The organism is Dokdonia sp. Hel_I_63 (assembly GCF_007827285.1).
Lineage (GTDB): Bacteria > Bacteroidota > Bacteroidia > Flavobacteriales > Flavobacteriaceae > Dokdonia.
Genome location: NZ_VISD01000001.1, coordinates 1,386,366 through 1,404,143 on the forward strand (window position 1 = coordinate 1,386,366; position 17,778 = coordinate 1,404,143).

A 17,778-nucleotide genomic window follows, 5' to 3' on the forward strand; every position below is an offset into this window, starting at 1 on the left:
ATTTTGGCTACATTTGTATGAAAGTAAAGTTACATGTTTTTAAACGGATTAAAAGCAAAATCTATTCATAAGCAAATAGACAAGCAACTACGCAAACGCGATTATAAGCCTAGTGGGGCAAAGCCGGTTGTTGTGGCATTATTGCAAGACAGTACAAAGCCTTTTGATCCTGTATCCCTAAAAAAGATTCTTAAGATTTTAAATCTTTCAGAAAAAAACTTGATCCTGCTAGCGTATGTGAAAACGATGACTAAAGATCAAAAGGAGCTTCCATCACTTTTCTCAGAAAAGCAATTAGGCTGGAAAGGTGTATTTAAAACGGCAGCTCTTGAAAATTTTAAAAAACAGCGTTTTGATATTTTAATCAGTTATTACCACTCAGATGCGCTTGCTCTTAGGGCTATGACGGCTATGTCTAATGCAGTTTTAAAAATAGGAGTATCTCCAGAAATGGAATCTGTGAATGATCTAACCATTCATGTGAATGATGGGCAAGAATCAATTTTTATAAAAGAGTTTGAGAAGTATTTAAAGATTTTAAAAGTTATACATTAATGAAAGAGTTGAGAGGGACGGGTGTTGCACTTGTAACGCCATTTCACAAGGATTTATCTGTAGATTTTGACGGGCTTACGCGTCTTATAGAGCATTGTGTTACAGGAGGTATTAACTATCTAGTAGCACTAGGTACCACTGCCGAAACAGCAACGCTTACTAGTAAAGAAAAGCAACAGATTGTTGCTCATATTATAAAAGTTACAAATAAGCGTATACCTATAGTGTTAGGTGTGGGTGGTAATAATACCGCTGCAATAGTAGAGGAGTTTGCCACTGGGGATTTTGATGGAATTACAGCGATTCTCTCAGTTTCTCCAGCATATAATAAGCCTACCCAAGAGGGAATATATCAACACTTTGCAGCTATTTCTGCGGCGAGTCCTTTACCTATCATTTTATACAATGTGCCAGGTAGAACTTCTAGCAATATGTCGCCAGTAACTTCGGCAAGACTGGCTAGTGATTTCGAGAACATCGTAGCTATTAAAGAAGCTGTAAACGATATGGCCCAAGTACTACACTTGATACACAAGGTTCCAGAAGATTTTGTAGTGCTTTCTGGAGATGATGCACTTGCATTGCCGTTAGTTTCGGCAGGAGGAAGTGGCGTTATTTCTGTAATAGGTCAAGGATTACCTTCCTATTTTTCTCAGATTATGAATGATGGTTTGAATAACGCTTTCGCGAAAGCGTACCAAAAACACTTACCACTGCTATCAATGATAGATTTAATCTTTGAAGAAGGAAACCCTGCAGGAATCAAATCATTACTGTCTCATCAAGGGATTTGCGAGCCTTACGTAAGATTGCCGTTAATAGCAGCAAGTAATGCGTTACATCAAAAAATAGGTAATGCACTTTCTATTATTCAAAAAAGTTAAACGTGTCATAACAAAATAATTAGCAGGGTCAAAGCGTTTATTTTTGAGCACTATTAATTATGTTATGTTATGTAATTGATTTTACGTAGTTTTGCCTGCTGTTTCAGACCCTTATGAAGAATATATTTTTCCTATTAGTTTCCGTAGTGTTATTGAACTCTTGTTCAACATATCAAGATGTTCTCAAGAACGATGATATTAAAGCAAAATATGAATTTGCAGATTCCTTATATAGTCAAGGGAAATACAAGAAAGCGTTAAGGCTCTGGGAGCAGATCGTTCCTTTGTATAGAGGAAGACCTCAAGCAGAACGTGTTACTTATTTATATGCAAATACGTTTTATGAACTAGGAGATTACTATAGTGGTGGTTACCAGTTTGAGCGTTTTGTCAAGTCCTTTCCTCAGAGTACGAAAAGAGAGGAAGCTGCATTTAAGAGTGCAGAAAGTTATTACAGACGTTCGCCTAGATTTAATCTAGACCAAGGAGATACGTATATAGCACTAGAAAAGCTGCAAGGGTTTATCAACGAGTATCCAGACTCTGAACAGGTGGATGATGCTAATGCTAAAGTACAAGAACTCAATACTAAGCTAGAACGTAAATCTTATGAGATAGCAAAAGGGTATAATAAAATAGGAGCTAGTAGAGGAACGTTTCCAAATGCGATAAGTGCATTTGATAATTTCTTACTCGATAATCCTGGTTCTATTTATAGAGAAGATGCTCTATACTGGAAATTTAACTCTGCGTACCAACTAGCAATGGGCAGCGTAAAGCGTCTTCAAGTAGAGCGTCTTGAAGCTGCTAAAGCAGCTTACAATGCACTAGAAAAATATTACCCTCAAGGTAAATATGCTGATGAGGCAGCAAAGGAAATTGCAGAGGTTAATGAAGAACTGCAGGCAAAAGATTTATTAAATTAAAGATGAATACTATGAATATCAAGGACATTGATGCACCTTTGAGTACAACGACTATTGATAAAAATCTTGTAGATGCACCTACAAATAATATCTATGAGGCGATATCTATTATCGCAAAACGTGCTACACAAATCAACACTGAAATCAAGAAAGAATTATCAGAAAAGTTGGATGAATTTGCAACATTTAATGATAGTCTTGAAGAGATCTTTGAGAACAAAGAACAAATAGAGGTTTCTAAATTTTACGAGCGTCTTCCTAAAGCACACGCACTTGCAGTGCAAGAGTGGTTAGAAGATCGTATCTATCATAGAGATACTACAGTTACTGAAGAAGGAAAAAGTAACGAGTAGATAGATGTCAGTTTTAAGCGGTAAAAAAATACTTTTAGGAGTTACCGCTGGCATTGCAGCATACAAAAGCGCCAGTCTTGTGAGAGCATTCATAAAGGCTGGCGCTTCTGTGCAAGTAGTAATGACAGAGGCAGCAAAGGAATTTGTAACTCCACTTACATTGAGTACACTCTCACGTAATCCAGTACACTCTTCATTTACAATTGAAGGAGATGAGAATGCGGTGTGGACTAATCATGTAGAGCTAGGCCTATGGGCAGATCTTATGGTGATTGCTCCAGCTACGGCAAATACACTCTCAAAAATGGCAAATGGTACTTCAGATAATTTGCTTCTTGCAACCTATCTTAGTGCAAAATGTCCAGTGTATTTTGCTCCAGCAATGGATCTAGATATGTACATCCATCCTTCATCAGAAAATTCTTTTCAGAAATTACAATCCTATGGAAATGTGATGATAGAAGCCACTAGTGGTGAGCTAGCATCTGGTCTTGTGGGAAAAGGGAGAATGGCAGAGCCAGAGGATATCGTTTCATTTATAGAGAAAGATGTTCTTAATAAACTTCCATTTAAAGGGAAGCGAGTGATGATTACAGCCGGACCTACTTATGAAGCTATAGATCCTGTGCGTTTTATAGGTAATCATAGTAGCGGTAGAATGGGAGTAGAGCTAGCTCTTAGAGCGGCAAGCCTGGGTGCTCAAGTAGATTTAATTTTAGGGCCTAGCGCAATAAAAGTTGCCAATAGTGCAATCACAGTGCATAATGTGGTCTCCGGAGAGCAAATGTATGATGCGGCACACACTATTTTTAAAGATGTAGATGTTGCAATAGCATCTGCGGCTGTGGCAGATTATAAACCAGCTACTGTTGCCACAGAAAAAATAAAAAAGAATGATAGCTCAATGAGTATCGATTTAGTAAAAACTAAGGATATTCTAGCTTCACTAGGTGAGATTAAAACACATCAATATCTTCTTGGGTTTGCATTAGAAACTCAAAATGAGATAGAAAATGCACGAAAGAAACTAAAGAAAAAGAATCTTGACGGGATTGTTTTAAATTCGCTTAATGATAAAGGTGCTGGTTTTCAGACCAAAACTAATAAAATTACGTTTATTGATAAAGAAGGTACCGCAACACCATATGAGTTAAAGTCTAAGGCTGCAGTATCTATTGATATATTTGATAAAATAGCCTCCCAAGTACTATGAGAATCTTTACTTTATTAATAGTCTTATTGTTTTCTTTAAATTCTATAGCACAGGAACTTAATGCTGTCGTTGTTATTAATGCAGAGCAGACTAACAAAGCAGATCTTCAAGTTTTTAAAACACTTGAGCGATCACTTACAGAGTTCGTTAATAATACAAAGTGGACAGATCGTAGATTCAAACAGCAAGAGCGTATCGATTGCTCTTTTAATATTATCATCACCCAGCAAGATGGAAATAATTTTAGAGCTACCGTGCAAGTAGGTGCATCGAGACCTGTGTATGGATCTAATTATGATACAGCTACTTTTAATTTTAATGATAAGCAGTTTGATTTTGAGTACACAGAGTTTCAACCTCTTATTTATAATCCTAATACGTTTGACTCTAACTTAGTTTCTGTAATGGCTTTCTATGCTTATACCATCATAGGTATGGATGCAAATACCTTTAAGCTTAATGATGGGGACAAGTATTTTCAAGAAGCAAAGCAAATTGTAACTACGGCTCAACCTAATAGCCAGACTGGGTGGAATCCTCAAGATGGTGCGCAATCTAGATATCGATTAAACGAAGATTTATTGTCTCCTAACTTTAGGGAGTTTGCTGGCATTATGTACAGCTATCACCGTACAGGTTTAGATCTTATGGTTGATGATAAAAAACGTAGTAAGCAAACCATATCTACTACCTTATCTGAGTTTCAATCTTTATATAAGAAGAGGCCCAATAATTTTTTAACTCGAGTATTCTTTGATACTAAGGCAGAGGAAATTGCATCTATATTTTCTTCAGGACCTTCGGTTAACATCACATCACTTGTAGAAGTACTTAATCAAGTAGCGCCAACTAAATCTAATTTCTGGAGGCAGATTAAATTTTAGAATAATTTTATCTAAAATAATCCATGTTTAAAATTCCCGTCTTGCGGGAATTTTTCATTAGCTTTAATCGACTTTTGTAAACGTATAATAGCATTAAGATTAATTAAATATTTATAACTATTGCTTACATCATTATCTATAAAAAATTATGCACTCATCCAGTCTGTTCAACTGAGATTTGATAAAGGTTTTACAGTTATTACTGGTGAGACAGGTGCAGGTAAGTCTATCCTTTTAGGAGCGCTTGGTCTTATTACTGGTAAACGGGCAGATATGTCAAGTGCTGGAGATGCAACACAGAAGTGCATTGTAGAAGGTGTTTTCCATATAGATGGATATCAACTTCATCCTTTTTTTAAAGACCATGATCTTGATTACGAAAATGCGACAATCGTAAGAAGGGAGATTCTGCCTTCTGGAAAAAGTAGGGCATTTATAAATGACACTCCTGTAACACTAGCACAGCTTACTATTTTAGGAGCGAGACTAGTAGACATACATAGCCAGAATAAAACTTTACAGGTAGTAGAAAATGATTTTCAATTTGAGATGATTGATACATTTTCAGACAATCTCAAATTACTTGGGAAATACAAAGAGTCTTTTAAAGCTTGGAAGCTTTTGCAGAGCGAACTAAAAGAATTACTAGAAAGAAAAAAACAAGCGCAGCTTGAATATGATTATCAGTCTTTTCTTTTTACGGAGCTAGATGAGGCTTCTTTAAAAGAAGGTGAGTATGAGTCTTTAGAAGAAGAGCTTAATACGTTGAGTAATGCAGATGAGATTATGCAACAGCTTGCTATAGCTGTTCAAAATATTTCTCTAGATGAAAACGGTGCTATAGATCAGCTCACAGCGGCTAGAGCTGCGTTATCAAGATTAAATAGCTACGGTACTCAGTATACGGCAATTTATGAGCAGCTTAATAGTGCGCTTTTAGAACTAGAAGATATAGGAGCATCATTGAGTGAGATGTCTGACGCGGTAGATGCAGATCCTCTTGCACTTGAGCGACTTAATAACAGAATGCAATTACTGCATTCTTTACTCAAAAAGCATCAAGTAGCGACAGTAGAAGAACTAATAGCTATTAGAAATAATCTTGATAATGGTTTACAAGATATTGCAGGAGTTGATGATAAGATTCAAGCACTAGAAGATAAAATTAAAACGCAACATAACAAAGCAAGTACACTAGCAGCAAAGCTGCATAAAGAGCGCACAACGGCAGCGCCGCATTTAAAGTCGCTGGTTGAGAAATTACTGATAGAGTTAGGAATGCCTAATGCACAATTTCAAGTGTCTCTAGCTATGCAAGAAGATCTTCATGCTTCAGGTAATGATGTGTTGGAGTTTTTATTCTCGGCAAATAAAGGGAGTGAGCTCAAACCATTAGGAAAAGGTGCTTCTGGAGGAGAACTTTCAAGAGTTATGCTCGCACTCAAGTCGGTACTAAGTAAGCACAAGCAATTGCCTACGCTTATTTTTGATGAAATAGATACTGGAGTAAGTGGAGATATTGCAGTAAAAATGGGTGGTATCCTTAAAAAAATGGGTCGTACTATGCAGCTTATAAGCATCACACACTTACCGCAAATAGCAGGTCAAGGCGCTTCTCATTTTAAAGTGTACAAGAAAGATACAGAGGAGCGTACACAAACCTTTATCGAGCAGCTAGATGAAGATGCTCGTATTGTTGAGATAGCGGCAATGTTAGGTGGTAACCAGCAAAGTCAAGCAGCAATAGACCACGCAAAAAATCTACTTAATTAGGATTTTTTACACAGAAACCACGATATTTACACTCTTCTAGCAACAACAAGCTAGAGAGCAAAAAAAAACACATCAAACCATTAATAATATTATGAGTTATAATTTACTTAAAGGAAAGCGCGGAATTATTTTTGGAGCATTGGATCCTAATTCAATTGCTTGGAAAACCGCAGAGCGTGTGCACGAAGAAGGAGGAACTTTTGTTCTTACAAATGCACCTATCGCTATGCGTATGGGACAGATTAATGACCTTGCCGAAAAGACAGGTTCAGAAATCATACCTGCAGACGCAACATCTTTAGAAGATCTTGAAAACCTTGTAACTAAGGCACAAGAAATTCTAGGTGGTAAATTAGACTTCGTTTTACACTCTATTGGAATGTCTATAAACGTACGTAAAGGTCGTGCTTACACAGATCAAAAGTATGACTGGACACAGAAGGGAACAGATGTTTCTGCAATGTCTTTCCACAAAGTGATGCAAACGCTTTATAAGCAAGACGCAATGAACGAGTGGGGAAGCATTGTTGCTCTTACTTATATGGCAGCACAGCGTGTTTTTCCAGATTATAACGACATGGCAGATAATAAGGCATACTTAGAGTCTATCGCACGTAGCTTTGGTTACTTCTACGGAAAAGAAAAGAACGTACGTGTAAATACAATCTCTCAATCTCCTACACCTACTACGGCTGGACAAGGAGTAAAAGGATTTGATGGATTTATAGCTTATGCAGAAAAAATGAGCCCGTTAGGTAATGCTACTGCTCAAGATTGTGCAGATTATACCATTACATTATTTTCAGACCTTACAAAGCGTGTAACTATGCAAAACCTTTATAATGATGGAGGTTTTAGTAATACGGGTGTAAGTAATGAGGTGATGGAATCGTTCATGAAAGCAGAAGGACACGAATAGATTTTTATTTGTTACGCTTTCGCGAAAGCGTACTAAAAACACATTAAAACCATCGATACTCTCTCGGTGGTTTTTTGTTGCTTACCCATTGTGTAACCGTTAGCTTTGTCTTCTATGCAATTATCATATTCTTTTATTGTACCCGTTTTTAATCGTCCAGATGAAATTGCCGAACTACTAGCAAGTTTTGAGGCGCAAGAATCTACGATTCCTTATGAGATAGTAATTATTGAAGATGGATCTACAATCTCTTGTGAGAATGAACTTGCAGCATACCCTAATCTCAATATCACCTATTTACCAAAACCGAATTCTGGACCAGGCAGTTCACGCAACTATGGGATGCAAAGAGCAAGCGGTAATTACTTTATAATTCTAGATTCTGATTGCATATTGCCACCATCATATGTGAGCGTCATGAATGAGCGATTACAAAACAATTATGTAGACTGTTATGGAGGCCCAGACGCAGCGCATCCGGATTTTTCTAATTTACAAAAGGCAATAAGTTATAGCATGACCTCTCTGTTTACCACTGGCGGAATAAGAGGTGGAGGAGAAGATACAGGCAAATTCCAGCCTAGAAGTTTTAATATGGGTCTTTCTAAAAAAGCATTTGAAGCAAGTGGAGGTTTTGGAAATATTCACCCAGGTGAAGATCCAGATTTGGTGTTGAGATTATGGGAGCTTGGTTTCAAAACAGCGCTTATTCCTCAGGCATTTGTATATCATAAGCGTCGTATTTCTTGGAAGAAGTTTTATATACAAGTGAATAAATTTGGACTTGTGAGACCTATCTTAAATAAGTGGCATCCTACGACAGCCAAAATAACGTACTGGTTTCCTACACTTTTTATGCTAGGTCTCTTTGTGAGCTTAGGGTTGCTCTTTGCGGGTTATTATGTTGCAATATTATTTTATGCTCTTTATTTAGTAATTATTTTAATACATGCTTCTATTGTTAATAAAAGTATAGCTATCGGATTGCTTAGTGTAATAGCCACATTTATACAGTTTTATGGCTATGGTAAAGGCTTTCTAGCCTCTGTGATACATATTAAATGGTTGGACAAAGAGCCTCTTAAGCGATATCCACACCTTTTTTTTAGTACATTAGAGCAGTAAAAGGTTTGTAATCTATGTTTAAGGGAATTAAGATTAATAGTGTGACTGCGCGAGAATTCTTATTCTTTTTGTTGCTTACCACTATCGTCGCTGCCCTAATAAAACTTTCAAAAACATATAGTACACAATACGAAGTGACCTTAAGTATTACAGAAGTTCCTATAGATAGAACTGTGCAGGTCATTGTGCCCGAGATTATTAAGATACAAGCAGAAGGATCTGGATTTACTTTGTTTACTAGTGCATTAGATTCACCAGAGATTGCTATTAGTTACGAGCAGTTACAACGTGTGTCGAATAGAGAATTTACATTCAATACTAACGAAAATCAGGAGATAATTAAAAATGCTATTGATAGGGAGCTTTCTATTCTAGCGATGACACCTTCTCAAATTACCGTAACAATTGATTCAGTTGCTTCAAAAAAGGTTCCTGTGATATCTAAAGCAAGCTTGATTTACAAAACCGGATATGGTGGTCGTAATAAAATGATTATAAATCCAGATAGTGTTACCGTTGTAGGACCTAGTTCATTATTGGCAAACATAGAAGCGATACCTACAGAACAAAAGGAAATTACAAATATTAACACAGACCTTTCGGACAATGTGTTGTTGTCACTTGATAAATTACCGGAGGAGCTTAGGGTTTCACATAAATCTATAATGCTGCATCAAGAGATTGCCAAGTTTACGGAGGGTAAAATTACTGTACCTATAACAGTATTAAATGATCCAAAAAAGCGCGTAAAAATACTACCTAAAACCGCTGAAATTATTTATCTGGTTGAACTTGAAAATTTTGAAAGTATAACACCATCAGATTTTCTAGTTACTTGCGATTATGCCACAGCAAATAATTCCGATGCATATTTAACGCTTACAATCGCTAGAGAACCTAAAGGAGTTAAGTCTGTGCGACTTATTAATAAGCAAGTTAAATTTATTATTGTAAACTAAAAGTATGATTATTGTAGGTCTCACAGGAGGAATAGGAAGTGGTAAAACAACGGTAGGCTCGTTTTTTAATGAACTAGGTGTTCCCATTTATATTGCAGATGTGGAGGCTAAGAAACTCATGAATACAGATGAGGTCTTAATAAAGCAAATTTCTTTTTTGCTTGGTGATCAATCTTATAAAGATGGTAAGCTGAATAGAGCTTATATCGCAAATGAAGTTTTTAGTAGTCCTAAGTTATTAAAAAGGCTAAATAGCATTGTGCATCCAGCGGTAAAAACTCATTTTTCAAAATGGGTTTCTGAGCAAAACTCTCCTTACGTTATTAAAGAAGTAGCTATACTTTTTGAAAACGGTGGTCATCTTGATTGTGATTATACTATTCTAGTTACTGCTCCAAAAAGCGATCGAATTAAGCGTGTAATGAAAAGGGATCGAGCTTCAGAAAAAGACGTAATTAAACGCATGAATTCGCAATGGACAGATAATCGTAAGACCGCTATGGCAGATGTACTCATAAATAATGAATTCTTGGAGTCATCAAAAATGTCTGTAAGTCGCATTCACACTCACATCATGTCACGTATAGGTAAGGGGTGGAAGTAGTAAAATAGCTGCTTGTTAACATTTGGTTAAACCGAATCGGCTTCAAATGTTAAAATCTTACTTTTGGATAGTGAATAAAAAACTGTTTTACTTATTAATCATTCTCATGAGTCTTTCACTCATAGGAATCATCTTTGTTCAAGGCTACTGGATAACAAGTAGTGTTGAGACAAAGCGGGAGCAATTTAGCTTTAATGCTAGACAAGCATTATCTGCTGTTGTCGATAAAATTGAAAACAGAGAGTTAGAAGATTACTACTACCCAGTGCAAAATATGGTAGATAGTATTGGAGTTCCAGATGATCTGACATTTGATGAGTACTTTTATTTAAATGAAGATCTGGTAAATAATGAGCTTATTCTTTATACAAGCGGTATACTTCAAGAAGATTTTAAGATAACCGCACCTGGTTTCATAGGTGAAAAAGGTGATAGTATATCCTTTAAACGTTATGCAAACAGAAAGTCTACTCAAATTATAAGAAAGAATAATGTAGAAGGTGGAGAGGAGTCTACATCTAATAGAATTCAGGAGTTCTCAAGACTTATTGATTATGAGAAATTTAGATTTTCTGACATTGTTAGTAGGATTGCAACTAAAATTCCTATCCACAAGAGACTTACTGCAGAAGAGATAGAAAGACTTTTGACGATAGAGCTTTCAGAAAGAAACCTAGAAACAGATTTTGATTTTGGAGTTTATAGTAATGATCTATTAACTAAAGTAAGGTCTGATAATTTCAAATTTAGAAAATCTGCTCCAGGATATAGCGAGCCAATATTTCTTTATAATCAAGATTTAAGTGACTACTCATTATATGTACAATTTCCCGGAGAAAAGAAATTTGTAATTTCTTCAATTTTAGGAATGGCTGGTCTGTCTATAATATTTACTCTTATTATCGTTATCGCATATTCTAGCGCATTGCATCAACTCAATAAGCAACGTCAAATCTCTCAAATAAAGACAGATTTTATAAATAACATGACACACGAGTTTAAGACGCCTATAGCAACTATTAATCTTGCACTAGATGCTTTAAAAAATTCAAAAATATCTTCTAATCCCGAAAAGGTAAGTTATTATCAAGGACTTATAAGAGAAGAAAATAAAAGAATGCACGGTCAAGTGGAAAACGTTTTACGTATTTCAAAACTTGAAAAGAATGAACTAGATATCCAAAAAGAACGTTTAGATATGCACGAGCTCGTGGAGGATGCTAGTAATCATGTTCTATTAATCGTAGAAGATCGTGGTGGCTATATAGACCTTCATCTGGACGCAGAGCGTACTCCAGTACTCGCAAATGAGTCGCATTTTACTAATGTATTAGTAAATATTATGGATAATGCTGTAAAGTATACTCCAGAAGACAGAGCGCCAGAAGTTGATGTGTATACAGAAAACACAAAAGACTCAATTATTATCAAGATTCAAGATAAAGGTGATGGAATGACCAAAGCCGTGCAGAAAAAAATATTTGACAAATTTTATCGTGAGCACACAGGAGACATACATAATGTAAAAGGCCACGGACTCGGGCTTGCCTACGCAAAAAGAATCGTAGACGACCACCAAGGAGAAATCTCCGTTGAAAGTGAAAAAGGAATGGGAAGTACATTCATAATCAAAATACCACTAATATCATATTAATATGGAAACTGAAAACAAAAAGATTTTACTAGTAGAGGATGATCCGAATTTTGGAACTGTTCTTAAAGATTACCTTATGATGAATGACTACAATGTCACTCATGCAAAAAATGGTATGGAAGGATTTGAGAAATTTAAAAAAGACGATTATGATCTTTGTATTCTTGATGTAATGATGCCATATAAAGATGGTTTTACACTAGCCAAAGAAATTAGAGAGAAGAATGAAGATATTCCTATCATCTTTTTAACTGCTAAGGCTCTTAAAGAAGATGTACTTAAAGGTTATAAAGTAGGAGCAGACGACTATCTGAATAAGCCATTTGATAGTGAAGTATTACTTATGAAAATAAAGGCAATCATACAGCGTAAGTCTGTTGATTCTGTTGCAGATTCTAAGCAGTTCGAATTTAATGTTGGTAACTTCCACTTAAATTCAAAACTACGTTTCTTAACGTATAAAGAAGAGGAGCCTATAAAATTATCTCCTAAAGAAAATGAGTTATTACGTATGCTTGCACTTCATGAAAATGACTTGATGCCACGTGAACTAGCTCTTACAAAAATCTGGAGAGATGATAATTACTTTACATCTAGAAGTATGGATGTATATATTGCAAAACTACGTAAGTACCTTAAAAAGGATGACCTTGTAGAGATTTTAAACATTCACGGAGAAGGATTCCGTCTGGTTGTAAAGAAAGATGACTAATAGCCAATATCGGTATAAACGATATTAGTGTACCTATAAAAACGTGCCGCTCTATGAGTGGTGCGTTTTTTTATTTATAAACGATGCTATTTCTTCAAAAGGTGTCTGGTAGTCAAACCAATTGATAGTCTCATCACGGCGATACCATGTCATTTGTCTTTTAGCAAAACGTCGCGTATTGGTCTTTATATTTTCAATAGCTCGTTCTAGGGTGACTGTGCCTTCAAAATATTCAAAGAGCTCCCTGTAGCCTACAGTTATAAGGGCGTTGTTATGCTTTCGCGAAAGCAAACTTTCTACCTCTTTAACCAGACCATTTTCAATCATAAGATCTACACGTAGATTAATACGGTCGTACATAATTTTACGGTCTGCTTGTAATCCTATTTTGATGGTCTCAAAATTGCGCTTAGGTTTAGGTCTATTTCTATAAAATGAAAAAGGCTCATCTGCCGAAAGACATACTTCTAAAGCTCTTATAACGCGCTGTGTGTTATGTATATCAACTTGCTTGTAATACGTTGGGTCTTTGTCTAGTAAGAGATCTTGTAGCGCTTCAATACCCACCCTCTCGTGCAAATCTTTGAGCTTTGCTCGTACACCATCTTTTACTGCGGGAAACTCATCTAATCCATTAATAACGGCGTCTACATACATCCCAGAACCACCTACCATAACCACGGTGTCGTATTTTTTATGTAGTGCGGTAATTTTATCGATAGCGTCTTTTTCAAAGTGTCCCACACTGTAGTCTTGATTTACAGAGAGGTGTTGTATAAAATGATGCGGGGCTGCAGCGAGCTCCTCAGGTTCTGGAACGGCTGTACCTATATACATCTCTTTAAAAAATTGTCTTGAGTCTGCAGATAGAATTTCTGTCTTGAGATATTGTGCTACTTTAATGGAAAGTGCAGTTTTACCTATTGCAGTAGGTCCTACGATGGGGATGAGATATTTACTCATGTGAGACGTTAAGCGTGTGTCCGCATTTATGACAAAATTCGGCATCATCACGATGTTTCTTTGCATTACAGTTTACGCAGGCTTGCGTGTTCATATGCACATAGTCTTCACCATCTATCGTGATTTTTTCTGAGCTCATGTCTTTTGCATATTCGGCACTCACAATACCTGTAGGTACTGCAATGATTCCATATCCTAATATCATAATAATAGCCGCTATAAGTTGTCCAAGTGGAGTAACAGGTGCGATATCTCCAAAGCCTACCGTAGTAAGCGTTACAATACACCAGTAAACACTTACAGGGATGCTGGAGAAGCCACTTTGCTCACCTTCTATCATATACATGATTGTGCCAGCGATAATACAGAGAATAAGTACTGCAAATAAAAATATACTAATCTTTGCTCTACTATCTTTAAGAGCTTTGGAGAGCTTATTAGACTCGCCTACGTATCTCGTGATTTTTAAAATTCTGAATACTCGTAATAAGCGAAGCGCTCTTACGGTAAGTAAAGCATTTGAGCCAATGAAGAAAAAAGCTAAGTACTGCGGTATTGTTGAGAAGAAGTCGATGAGACCATAAAAGCTGAAAATATATTTTGTAGGCTTTTTTATCGTTATAATTCTCGCAAAGTACTCTAGTGTAAAGAAGATGGTGATGATCCATTCTCCTACTTCAAAAACATCGTGATATTTTGCATCTATGCTTTTTACACTTTCGAGCATTACTAGTGCGATGCTGGCAAGTATAAGTATGAGTAATACTACATCAAAAAGTTTTCCCGCAGGCGTGTCTGCCTCGTAAATAATATCGTGCAGTTTTCTGCGCCAAAATGATGTGCCCTCTTTTGTCAAAATATCTAGTTCTTATACAGTAGCCTAAAAATACTGTTTTCTGTGCTAGTTAGTAATCTGATCTAGCGGAATAATCTTAAGTCGTTTTCTGCTACGACAGTAACTCTGGATAATGTGTCTAGCATCTCTATTATCTTCCATAGGGGTTATAATAGATTTAAGCGATTCAAGGTCGTTGAGTTGGAAATCAGATTTATAATAACCTATTCCTACAAAAATACCATCTTCTACAAGTACTACAGAACGTTCAATTGAGGTGCGACCACGCTCAACGATTATCATACTTTTGTTTTTGTAACTATGCTTGTCTAGAAAAGCTTGCACACGCTGGTTATATGATTCTGGTGATTCCTCCCCTATACAAGCGCCATTACATTTTTTAATAGTATAATTAAAGCAGTTGCCACTCTTTTCATTGTACAGTGTCTTGTTTTGGCATAAATCATACGAGTCGATAATGCGCTCTAGATTAGCCTTTGCACTCATAGAGTTGCTATAAGTTGTTATAGATTCCTTGCGACCATCTGCTCTTTCGGTCTTGAGATGTATATAACCTTCACTGTCTGTATAGTGAGTGAGTTGTACTTTAAATTTAGTTCTACGTAAGGCTCTATTAAACTTTGGCTTGTGACGTTTTATTTCTGCATTCTCCTTTAGAAGTGCAATGAGTTCAGTACCTGTAGTCTGGTAGGTAACCGTTTCTACCTGATCTTGTATTTGCTTACTCTTACGATTATCATTAGTAAAATGCTGCGTAAGACGTTTTTTCATGTTTTTACTTTTGCCTATGTAAATGATGGTTCCATTTACATTATGCATAAAGTACACACCAGTCTCAGAAGGCACACTTCTTATAAGGTCCTTAAGTTTGGTGTCCATATGCTTTTTTGGGAAAGAGCGTATGGCTTTAGTTATAATTGTCTTTTCTGGGTCTTTCTCTAGGAGTAACTTGAAAAGTTTGACAGTTGCAATAGCATCACCATCTGCTCTATGTCTGTTAGACATCGCGATTCCTAATGTCTTAGTTAGTTTTCCTAAACTATAGCTATCATGTCCGGGAAGTAATTCTTGAGAAAGCTCTACAGAACATAAGGTCGTTCTTTCATAAGGGTATCCAAGCCTGTCAAATTCTAGACTTAAAATGCGATAGTCAAACTGGGCATTATGAGCCACAATAATACATCCCTCTGTGATTTCAATAATACGCTTTGCTATTTCATGAAACTTTGGAGCATCTGTTAACATCCCGTTATTAATACCAGTAAGTCCTACTACAAATGCTTGTATGGGGCGTTCTGGATTTACGAGAGTAATAAATTGATCTACAACTTGATGTCCGTCAAATTTATAAATGGCGATTTCTGTAATACCTTCTTCGTTGTACTTACCGCCAGTGGTTTCTATGTCTAGTATTGCGTAAATATGCTATTTTTTAAAATTCCAGTTTTTAGGGAATTACGTTATTTTAAAAATGAGTTCAAGTGTTTAAAATTATCTAGCACCAAAAATACTGCTTCCTACTCTAATCATGGTACTTCCTTTGTCAATTGCGAGTTTATAATCACCACTCATTCCTGAGGATAGAATGGTGAGATTTGCGCTTTCGCGAAAGCGTAAAAATAATCCTTCTAGTAACTCAAACTCTGCCGTAATTTGATCCTGGTTGTCAGTAAAAGTTGCCATTCCCATCAGTCCTACCACATTTACATGGGGATAATTTTCTAATGTGTTTTCTTCAAAAAGCTTAACGGCATCTTGAACAGCCATTCCAAATTTTGAATCTTCACGAGCAATTTTAATCTGAATAAGAATATCAATCACTCGGTCATTTGCCTCTGCCTGTTTGTTTACTTCTTTTATAAGTTTTAAACGATCTACAGCATGTATAAGGCTCACGTATGGAGCCATAAATTTAACTTTGTTTGTTTGAACGTGGCCTATCATATGCCACTCTATATCCTTGGGCATTTCTTCCCACTTGTCTGTCATTTCTTGAATCTTATTCTCCCCAAAAATGCGTTGCCCAGTTTCATAAGCCTCCATAAGGTCTGAAACAGGTTTAGTTTTTGAAACAGCTACAAGAGTAACATGTGAAGGAATGTTTTCGCGAAAGCGTAAGATATTTTCTGCTATACTCATTAAAATTCGTAAATGGTTACGCCACTGCGTAGTTTAGGTTCAATATACGTACTTTTTGGTGGCATTTTTAATCCAGCGTCTGCTATTTCTTTTAACTCATTTATAGTGACTGGTAGCATACCAAAGCTTACCGCATATTCCTTATTGTCTATACGGTCTGTTAAGCTTGTAATATCGCGTCTGCCATCTACATATACTATGCGGTCATCATTTCTCAAGTCTATGATTCCCAGAATAGGTTTGAGCACCGTTTCATACAGTATGTGAGTGTCTAGTCTATCTAGTGGAGTGTCAAAGCTACGTAGGCTGTGTCTCAAGTAAAGACTGTAATATTCACCATCTAGATACATATTAAAATGATGTTTCTTGGAAGGTTTATAGGGAGTTTTACCTCGATTTTCAATTCTGAACTTACTGTCAAGAGCAATTAAAAAAGCTTCCTTACTTAAGCCATTAAGGTCCTTTATAAGTCTATTAAACTCATAAATAAGTAACTCTGATTCAGGTATAAGAAAACTCATAAATGAATGATAGCTCTTTTGATCTTTTGTATGTTTTTTAGAAAGTAGGACAGAGGAAGAAGATCTGTGGTGACCATCTGCAATATAAAGGCTATCCATGCTAGCAAAAGCATGTTGCAGCTTTTCTATAGTTGGTGTATCTGTTACTGGCCATAAGTAATGCGTGTCACGATAGGTGGTTGTAAACTCATACTCAGCGCGATTGGTCATTACATTGTTGAGAATGCTCTTAATCTCATCAGAATTTTTATAGGTAAGTAATACAGCCTCTGCATTAAAGCCCACAGTATCTAAGTATTCTGTAAAAAGAGTCTCGCGATCTTCGAGCGTGTCTTCGTGCTTTTTTATAACATCATTCTCATAGTCTTCTACAGAAGCGCTAGCGACAATACCACAAAAGGTGTTTTTCTCTCTATCTACAATTCTATATATATAGAATGCGGGTTGCTCTTCCTTAATAAAAACACCATCATCTTTAAATTCTTGATAGCGATTACGTACTAATTCAAAACGCTGTTTCCCAGTAATTTCTTTTTGAAATTTATATCCAGGATTGATAATGTGCAAAAATGAGAACGGATTTTGTGCCATTCTGTGGTCGCGTCCTACTTGATCATAAAATTGGTAAGCGCGTGTAGCAACCAGCCCTACTTTATCTCTAGTAGGTCTTACCGCACGGAATGGGAGAATTTTTGCCATGTTATATGTACTTAAGGCGCAAAACAATGCGCCTTTATT

General features: G+C 36.3%; 18 protein-coding genes. 13 read left to right on the top strand and 5 right to left on the bottom strand.

Annotated features, from left to right (window positions below):
* The first annotated feature begins 33 nt into the window (after positions 1-33).
* From JM84_RS06140 to JM84_RS06200, 13 genes are all read left to right on the top strand, one after another.
* Positions 34-555 (top strand): DUF6913 domain-containing protein, encoded by a 522-nt coding sequence (locus JM84_RS06140; RefSeq protein ID WP_144783261.1) that lies wholly within the window; start codon positions 34-36, stop codon positions 553-555.
* On the top strand, positions 555-1,439 hold the full coding sequence (dapA, locus tag JM84_RS06145; protein ID WP_013749920.1) for a 4-hydroxy-tetrahydrodipicolinate synthase: 885 nt from the start codon (positions 555-557) through the stop codon (positions 1,437-1,439). Before JM84_RS06140 ends, dapA begins: the two co-directional genes overlap by 1 nt.
* A gap of 113 nt (positions 1,440-1,552) precedes the next feature.
* The gene (locus tag JM84_RS06150) at positions 1,553-2,365 is read left to right on the top strand and encodes an outer membrane protein assembly factor BamD (RefSeq protein ID WP_144783263.1); all 813 of its coding nucleotides are present in this window, start codon (positions 1,553-1,555) and stop codon (positions 2,363-2,365) included.
* 11 nt (positions 2,366-2,376) lie between these two features.
* The gene (locus JM84_RS06155) at positions 2,377-2,718 is read left to right on the top strand and encodes a DNA-directed RNA polymerase subunit omega (protein WP_144783265.1); all 342 of its coding nucleotides are present in this window, start codon (positions 2,377-2,379) and stop codon (positions 2,716-2,718) included.
* Between the two features lie 4 nt (positions 2,719-2,722).
* Positions 2,723-3,931 (top strand): bifunctional phosphopantothenoylcysteine decarboxylase/phosphopantothenate--cysteine ligase CoaBC, encoded by a 1,209-nt coding sequence (gene coaBC, locus JM84_RS06160; RefSeq protein WP_013749917.1) that lies wholly within the window; start codon positions 2,723-2,725, stop codon positions 3,929-3,931.
* Positions 3,928-4,815: a DUF4835 family protein gene (locus JM84_RS06165; RefSeq protein ID WP_013749916.1), complete on the top strand. Its 888-nt coding sequence runs from the start codon at positions 3,928-3,930 to the stop codon at positions 4,813-4,815. Before coaBC ends, JM84_RS06165 begins: the two co-directional genes overlap by 4 nt.
* 120 nt (positions 4,816-4,935) lie before the next feature.
* Complete coding sequence (gene recN / locus JM84_RS06170; RefSeq protein WP_013749915.1) at positions 4,936-6,588, top strand: DNA repair protein RecN; 1,653 nt, start codon at positions 4,936-4,938, stop codon at positions 6,586-6,588.
* Positions 6,589-6,679: 91 nt separating this feature from the next.
* The gene (locus tag JM84_RS06175; RefSeq protein ID WP_013749914.1) at positions 6,680-7,507 is read left to right on the top strand and encodes an enoyl-ACP reductase; all 828 of its coding nucleotides are present in this window, start codon (positions 6,680-6,682) and stop codon (positions 7,505-7,507) included.
* A gap of 114 nt (positions 7,508-7,621) precedes the next feature.
* Positions 7,622-8,632: a glycosyltransferase gene (locus JM84_RS06180; protein WP_013749913.1), complete on the top strand. Its 1,011-nt coding sequence runs from the start codon at positions 7,622-7,624 to the stop codon at positions 8,630-8,632.
* A 14-nt stretch (positions 8,633-8,646) separates the two neighbouring features.
* Complete coding sequence (locus JM84_RS06185) at positions 8,647-9,591, top strand: CdaR family protein (protein WP_013749912.1); 945 nt, start codon at positions 8,647-8,649, stop codon at positions 9,589-9,591.
* Positions 9,592-9,595: 4 nt separating this feature from the next.
* Positions 9,596-10,195 (top strand): dephospho-CoA kinase, encoded by a 600-nt coding sequence (gene coaE, locus JM84_RS06190; RefSeq protein WP_013749911.1) that lies wholly within the window; start codon positions 9,596-9,598, stop codon positions 10,193-10,195.
* 106 nt (positions 10,196-10,301) lie between these two features.
* Positions 10,302-11,849, top strand: coding sequence for a sensor histidine kinase (locus JM84_RS06195; RefSeq protein ID WP_237699375.1), 1,548 nt, complete (start codon positions 10,302-10,304; stop codon positions 11,847-11,849).
* Position 11,850: 1 nt separating this feature from the next.
* Positions 11,851-12,561: a response regulator transcription factor gene (locus tag JM84_RS06200; protein ID WP_013749909.1), complete on the top strand. Its 711-nt coding sequence runs from the start codon at positions 11,851-11,853 to the stop codon at positions 12,559-12,561.
* A 51-nt stretch (positions 12,562-12,612) separates the two neighbouring features.
* Here the strand turns inward: JM84_RS06200 and miaA are convergent, their stop codons facing one another.
* The 5 genes from miaA to JM84_RS06225 all read right to left on the bottom strand — a co-directional run bounded on the left by miaA (position 12,613) and on the right by JM84_RS06225 (position 17,739).
* Positions 12,613-13,524 (bottom strand): tRNA (adenosine(37)-N6)-dimethylallyltransferase MiaA, encoded by a 912-nt coding sequence (gene miaA / locus JM84_RS06205; RefSeq protein ID WP_013749908.1) that lies wholly within the window; start codon positions 13,522-13,524, stop codon positions 12,613-12,615.
* Positions 13,517-14,380 (bottom strand): ion transporter, encoded by an 864-nt coding sequence (locus JM84_RS06210; protein ID WP_013749907.1) that lies wholly within the window; start codon positions 14,378-14,380, stop codon positions 13,517-13,519. Before JM84_RS06210 ends, miaA begins: the two co-directional genes overlap by 8 nt.
* A gap of 45 nt (positions 14,381-14,425) precedes the next feature.
* Positions 14,426-15,802, bottom strand: a complete 1,377-nt coding sequence (locus JM84_RS06215; RefSeq protein WP_144783267.1) for an exonuclease domain-containing protein — start codon at positions 15,800-15,802, stop codon at positions 14,426-14,428.
* A 69-nt stretch (positions 15,803-15,871) separates the two neighbouring features.
* Complete coding sequence (locus tag JM84_RS06220; RefSeq protein WP_013749905.1) at positions 15,872-16,519, bottom strand: YggS family pyridoxal phosphate-dependent enzyme; 648 nt, start codon at positions 16,517-16,519, stop codon at positions 15,872-15,874.
* Positions 16,519-17,739 carry a DUF1015 domain-containing protein gene (locus tag JM84_RS06225; RefSeq protein ID WP_041295594.1) on the bottom strand — a complete coding sequence of 407 codons (1,221 nt, stop codon included), beginning with the start codon at positions 17,737-17,739 and terminating at the stop codon, positions 16,519-16,521. Before JM84_RS06225 ends, JM84_RS06220 begins: the two co-directional genes overlap by 1 nt.
* Positions 17,740-17,778 lie beyond the last annotated feature (39 nt).

Coding starts and splice junctions, on each gene's coding strand:
- JM84_RS06140 (WP_144783261.1), top strand. CDS start 34: ATGTTTTTAAACGGATTAAAAGCAAAATCTATTCATAAGCAAATAGAC.
- JM84_RS06155 (WP_144783265.1), top strand. CDS start 2,377: ATGAATATCAAGGACATTGATGCACCTTTGAGTACAACGACTATTGAT.
- dapA (WP_013749920.1), top strand. CDS start 555: ATGAAAGAGTTGAGAGGGACGGGTGTTGCACTTGTAACGCCATTTCAC.
- JM84_RS06185 (WP_013749912.1), top strand. CDS start 8,647: ATGTTTAAGGGAATTAAGATTAATAGTGTGACTGCGCGAGAATTCTTA.
- JM84_RS06165 (WP_013749916.1), top strand. CDS start 3,928: ATGAGAATCTTTACTTTATTAATAGTCTTATTGTTTTCTTTAAATTCT.
- JM84_RS06225 (WP_041295594.1), bottom strand. CDS start 17,739: ATGGCAAAAATTCTCCCATTCCGTGCGGTAAGACCTACTAGAGATAAA.
- JM84_RS06180 (WP_013749913.1), top strand. CDS start 7,622: ATGCAATTATCATATTCTTTTATTGTACCCGTTTTTAATCGTCCAGAT.
- JM84_RS06195 (WP_237699375.1), top strand. CDS start 10,302: ATGAGTCTTTCACTCATAGGAATCATCTTTGTTCAAGGCTACTGGATA.
- JM84_RS06150 (WP_144783263.1), top strand. CDS start 1,553: ATGAAGAATATATTTTTCCTATTAGTTTCCGTAGTGTTATTGAACTCT.
- JM84_RS06220 (WP_013749905.1), bottom strand. CDS start 16,519: ATGAGTATAGCAGAAAATATCTTACGCTTTCGCGAAAACATTCCTTCA.
- JM84_RS06175 (WP_013749914.1), top strand. CDS start 6,680: ATGAGTTATAATTTACTTAAAGGAAAGCGCGGAATTATTTTTGGAGCA.
- coaBC (WP_013749917.1), top strand. CDS start 2,723: ATGTCAGTTTTAAGCGGTAAAAAAATACTTTTAGGAGTTACCGCTGGC.
- miaA (WP_013749908.1), bottom strand. CDS start 13,524: ATGAGTAAATATCTCATCCCCATCGTAGGACCTACTGCAATAGGTAAA.
- coaE (WP_013749911.1), top strand. CDS start 9,596: ATGATTATTGTAGGTCTCACAGGAGGAATAGGAAGTGGTAAAACAACG.
- JM84_RS06200 (WP_013749909.1), top strand. CDS start 11,851: ATGGAAACTGAAAACAAAAAGATTTTACTAGTAGAGGATGATCCGAAT.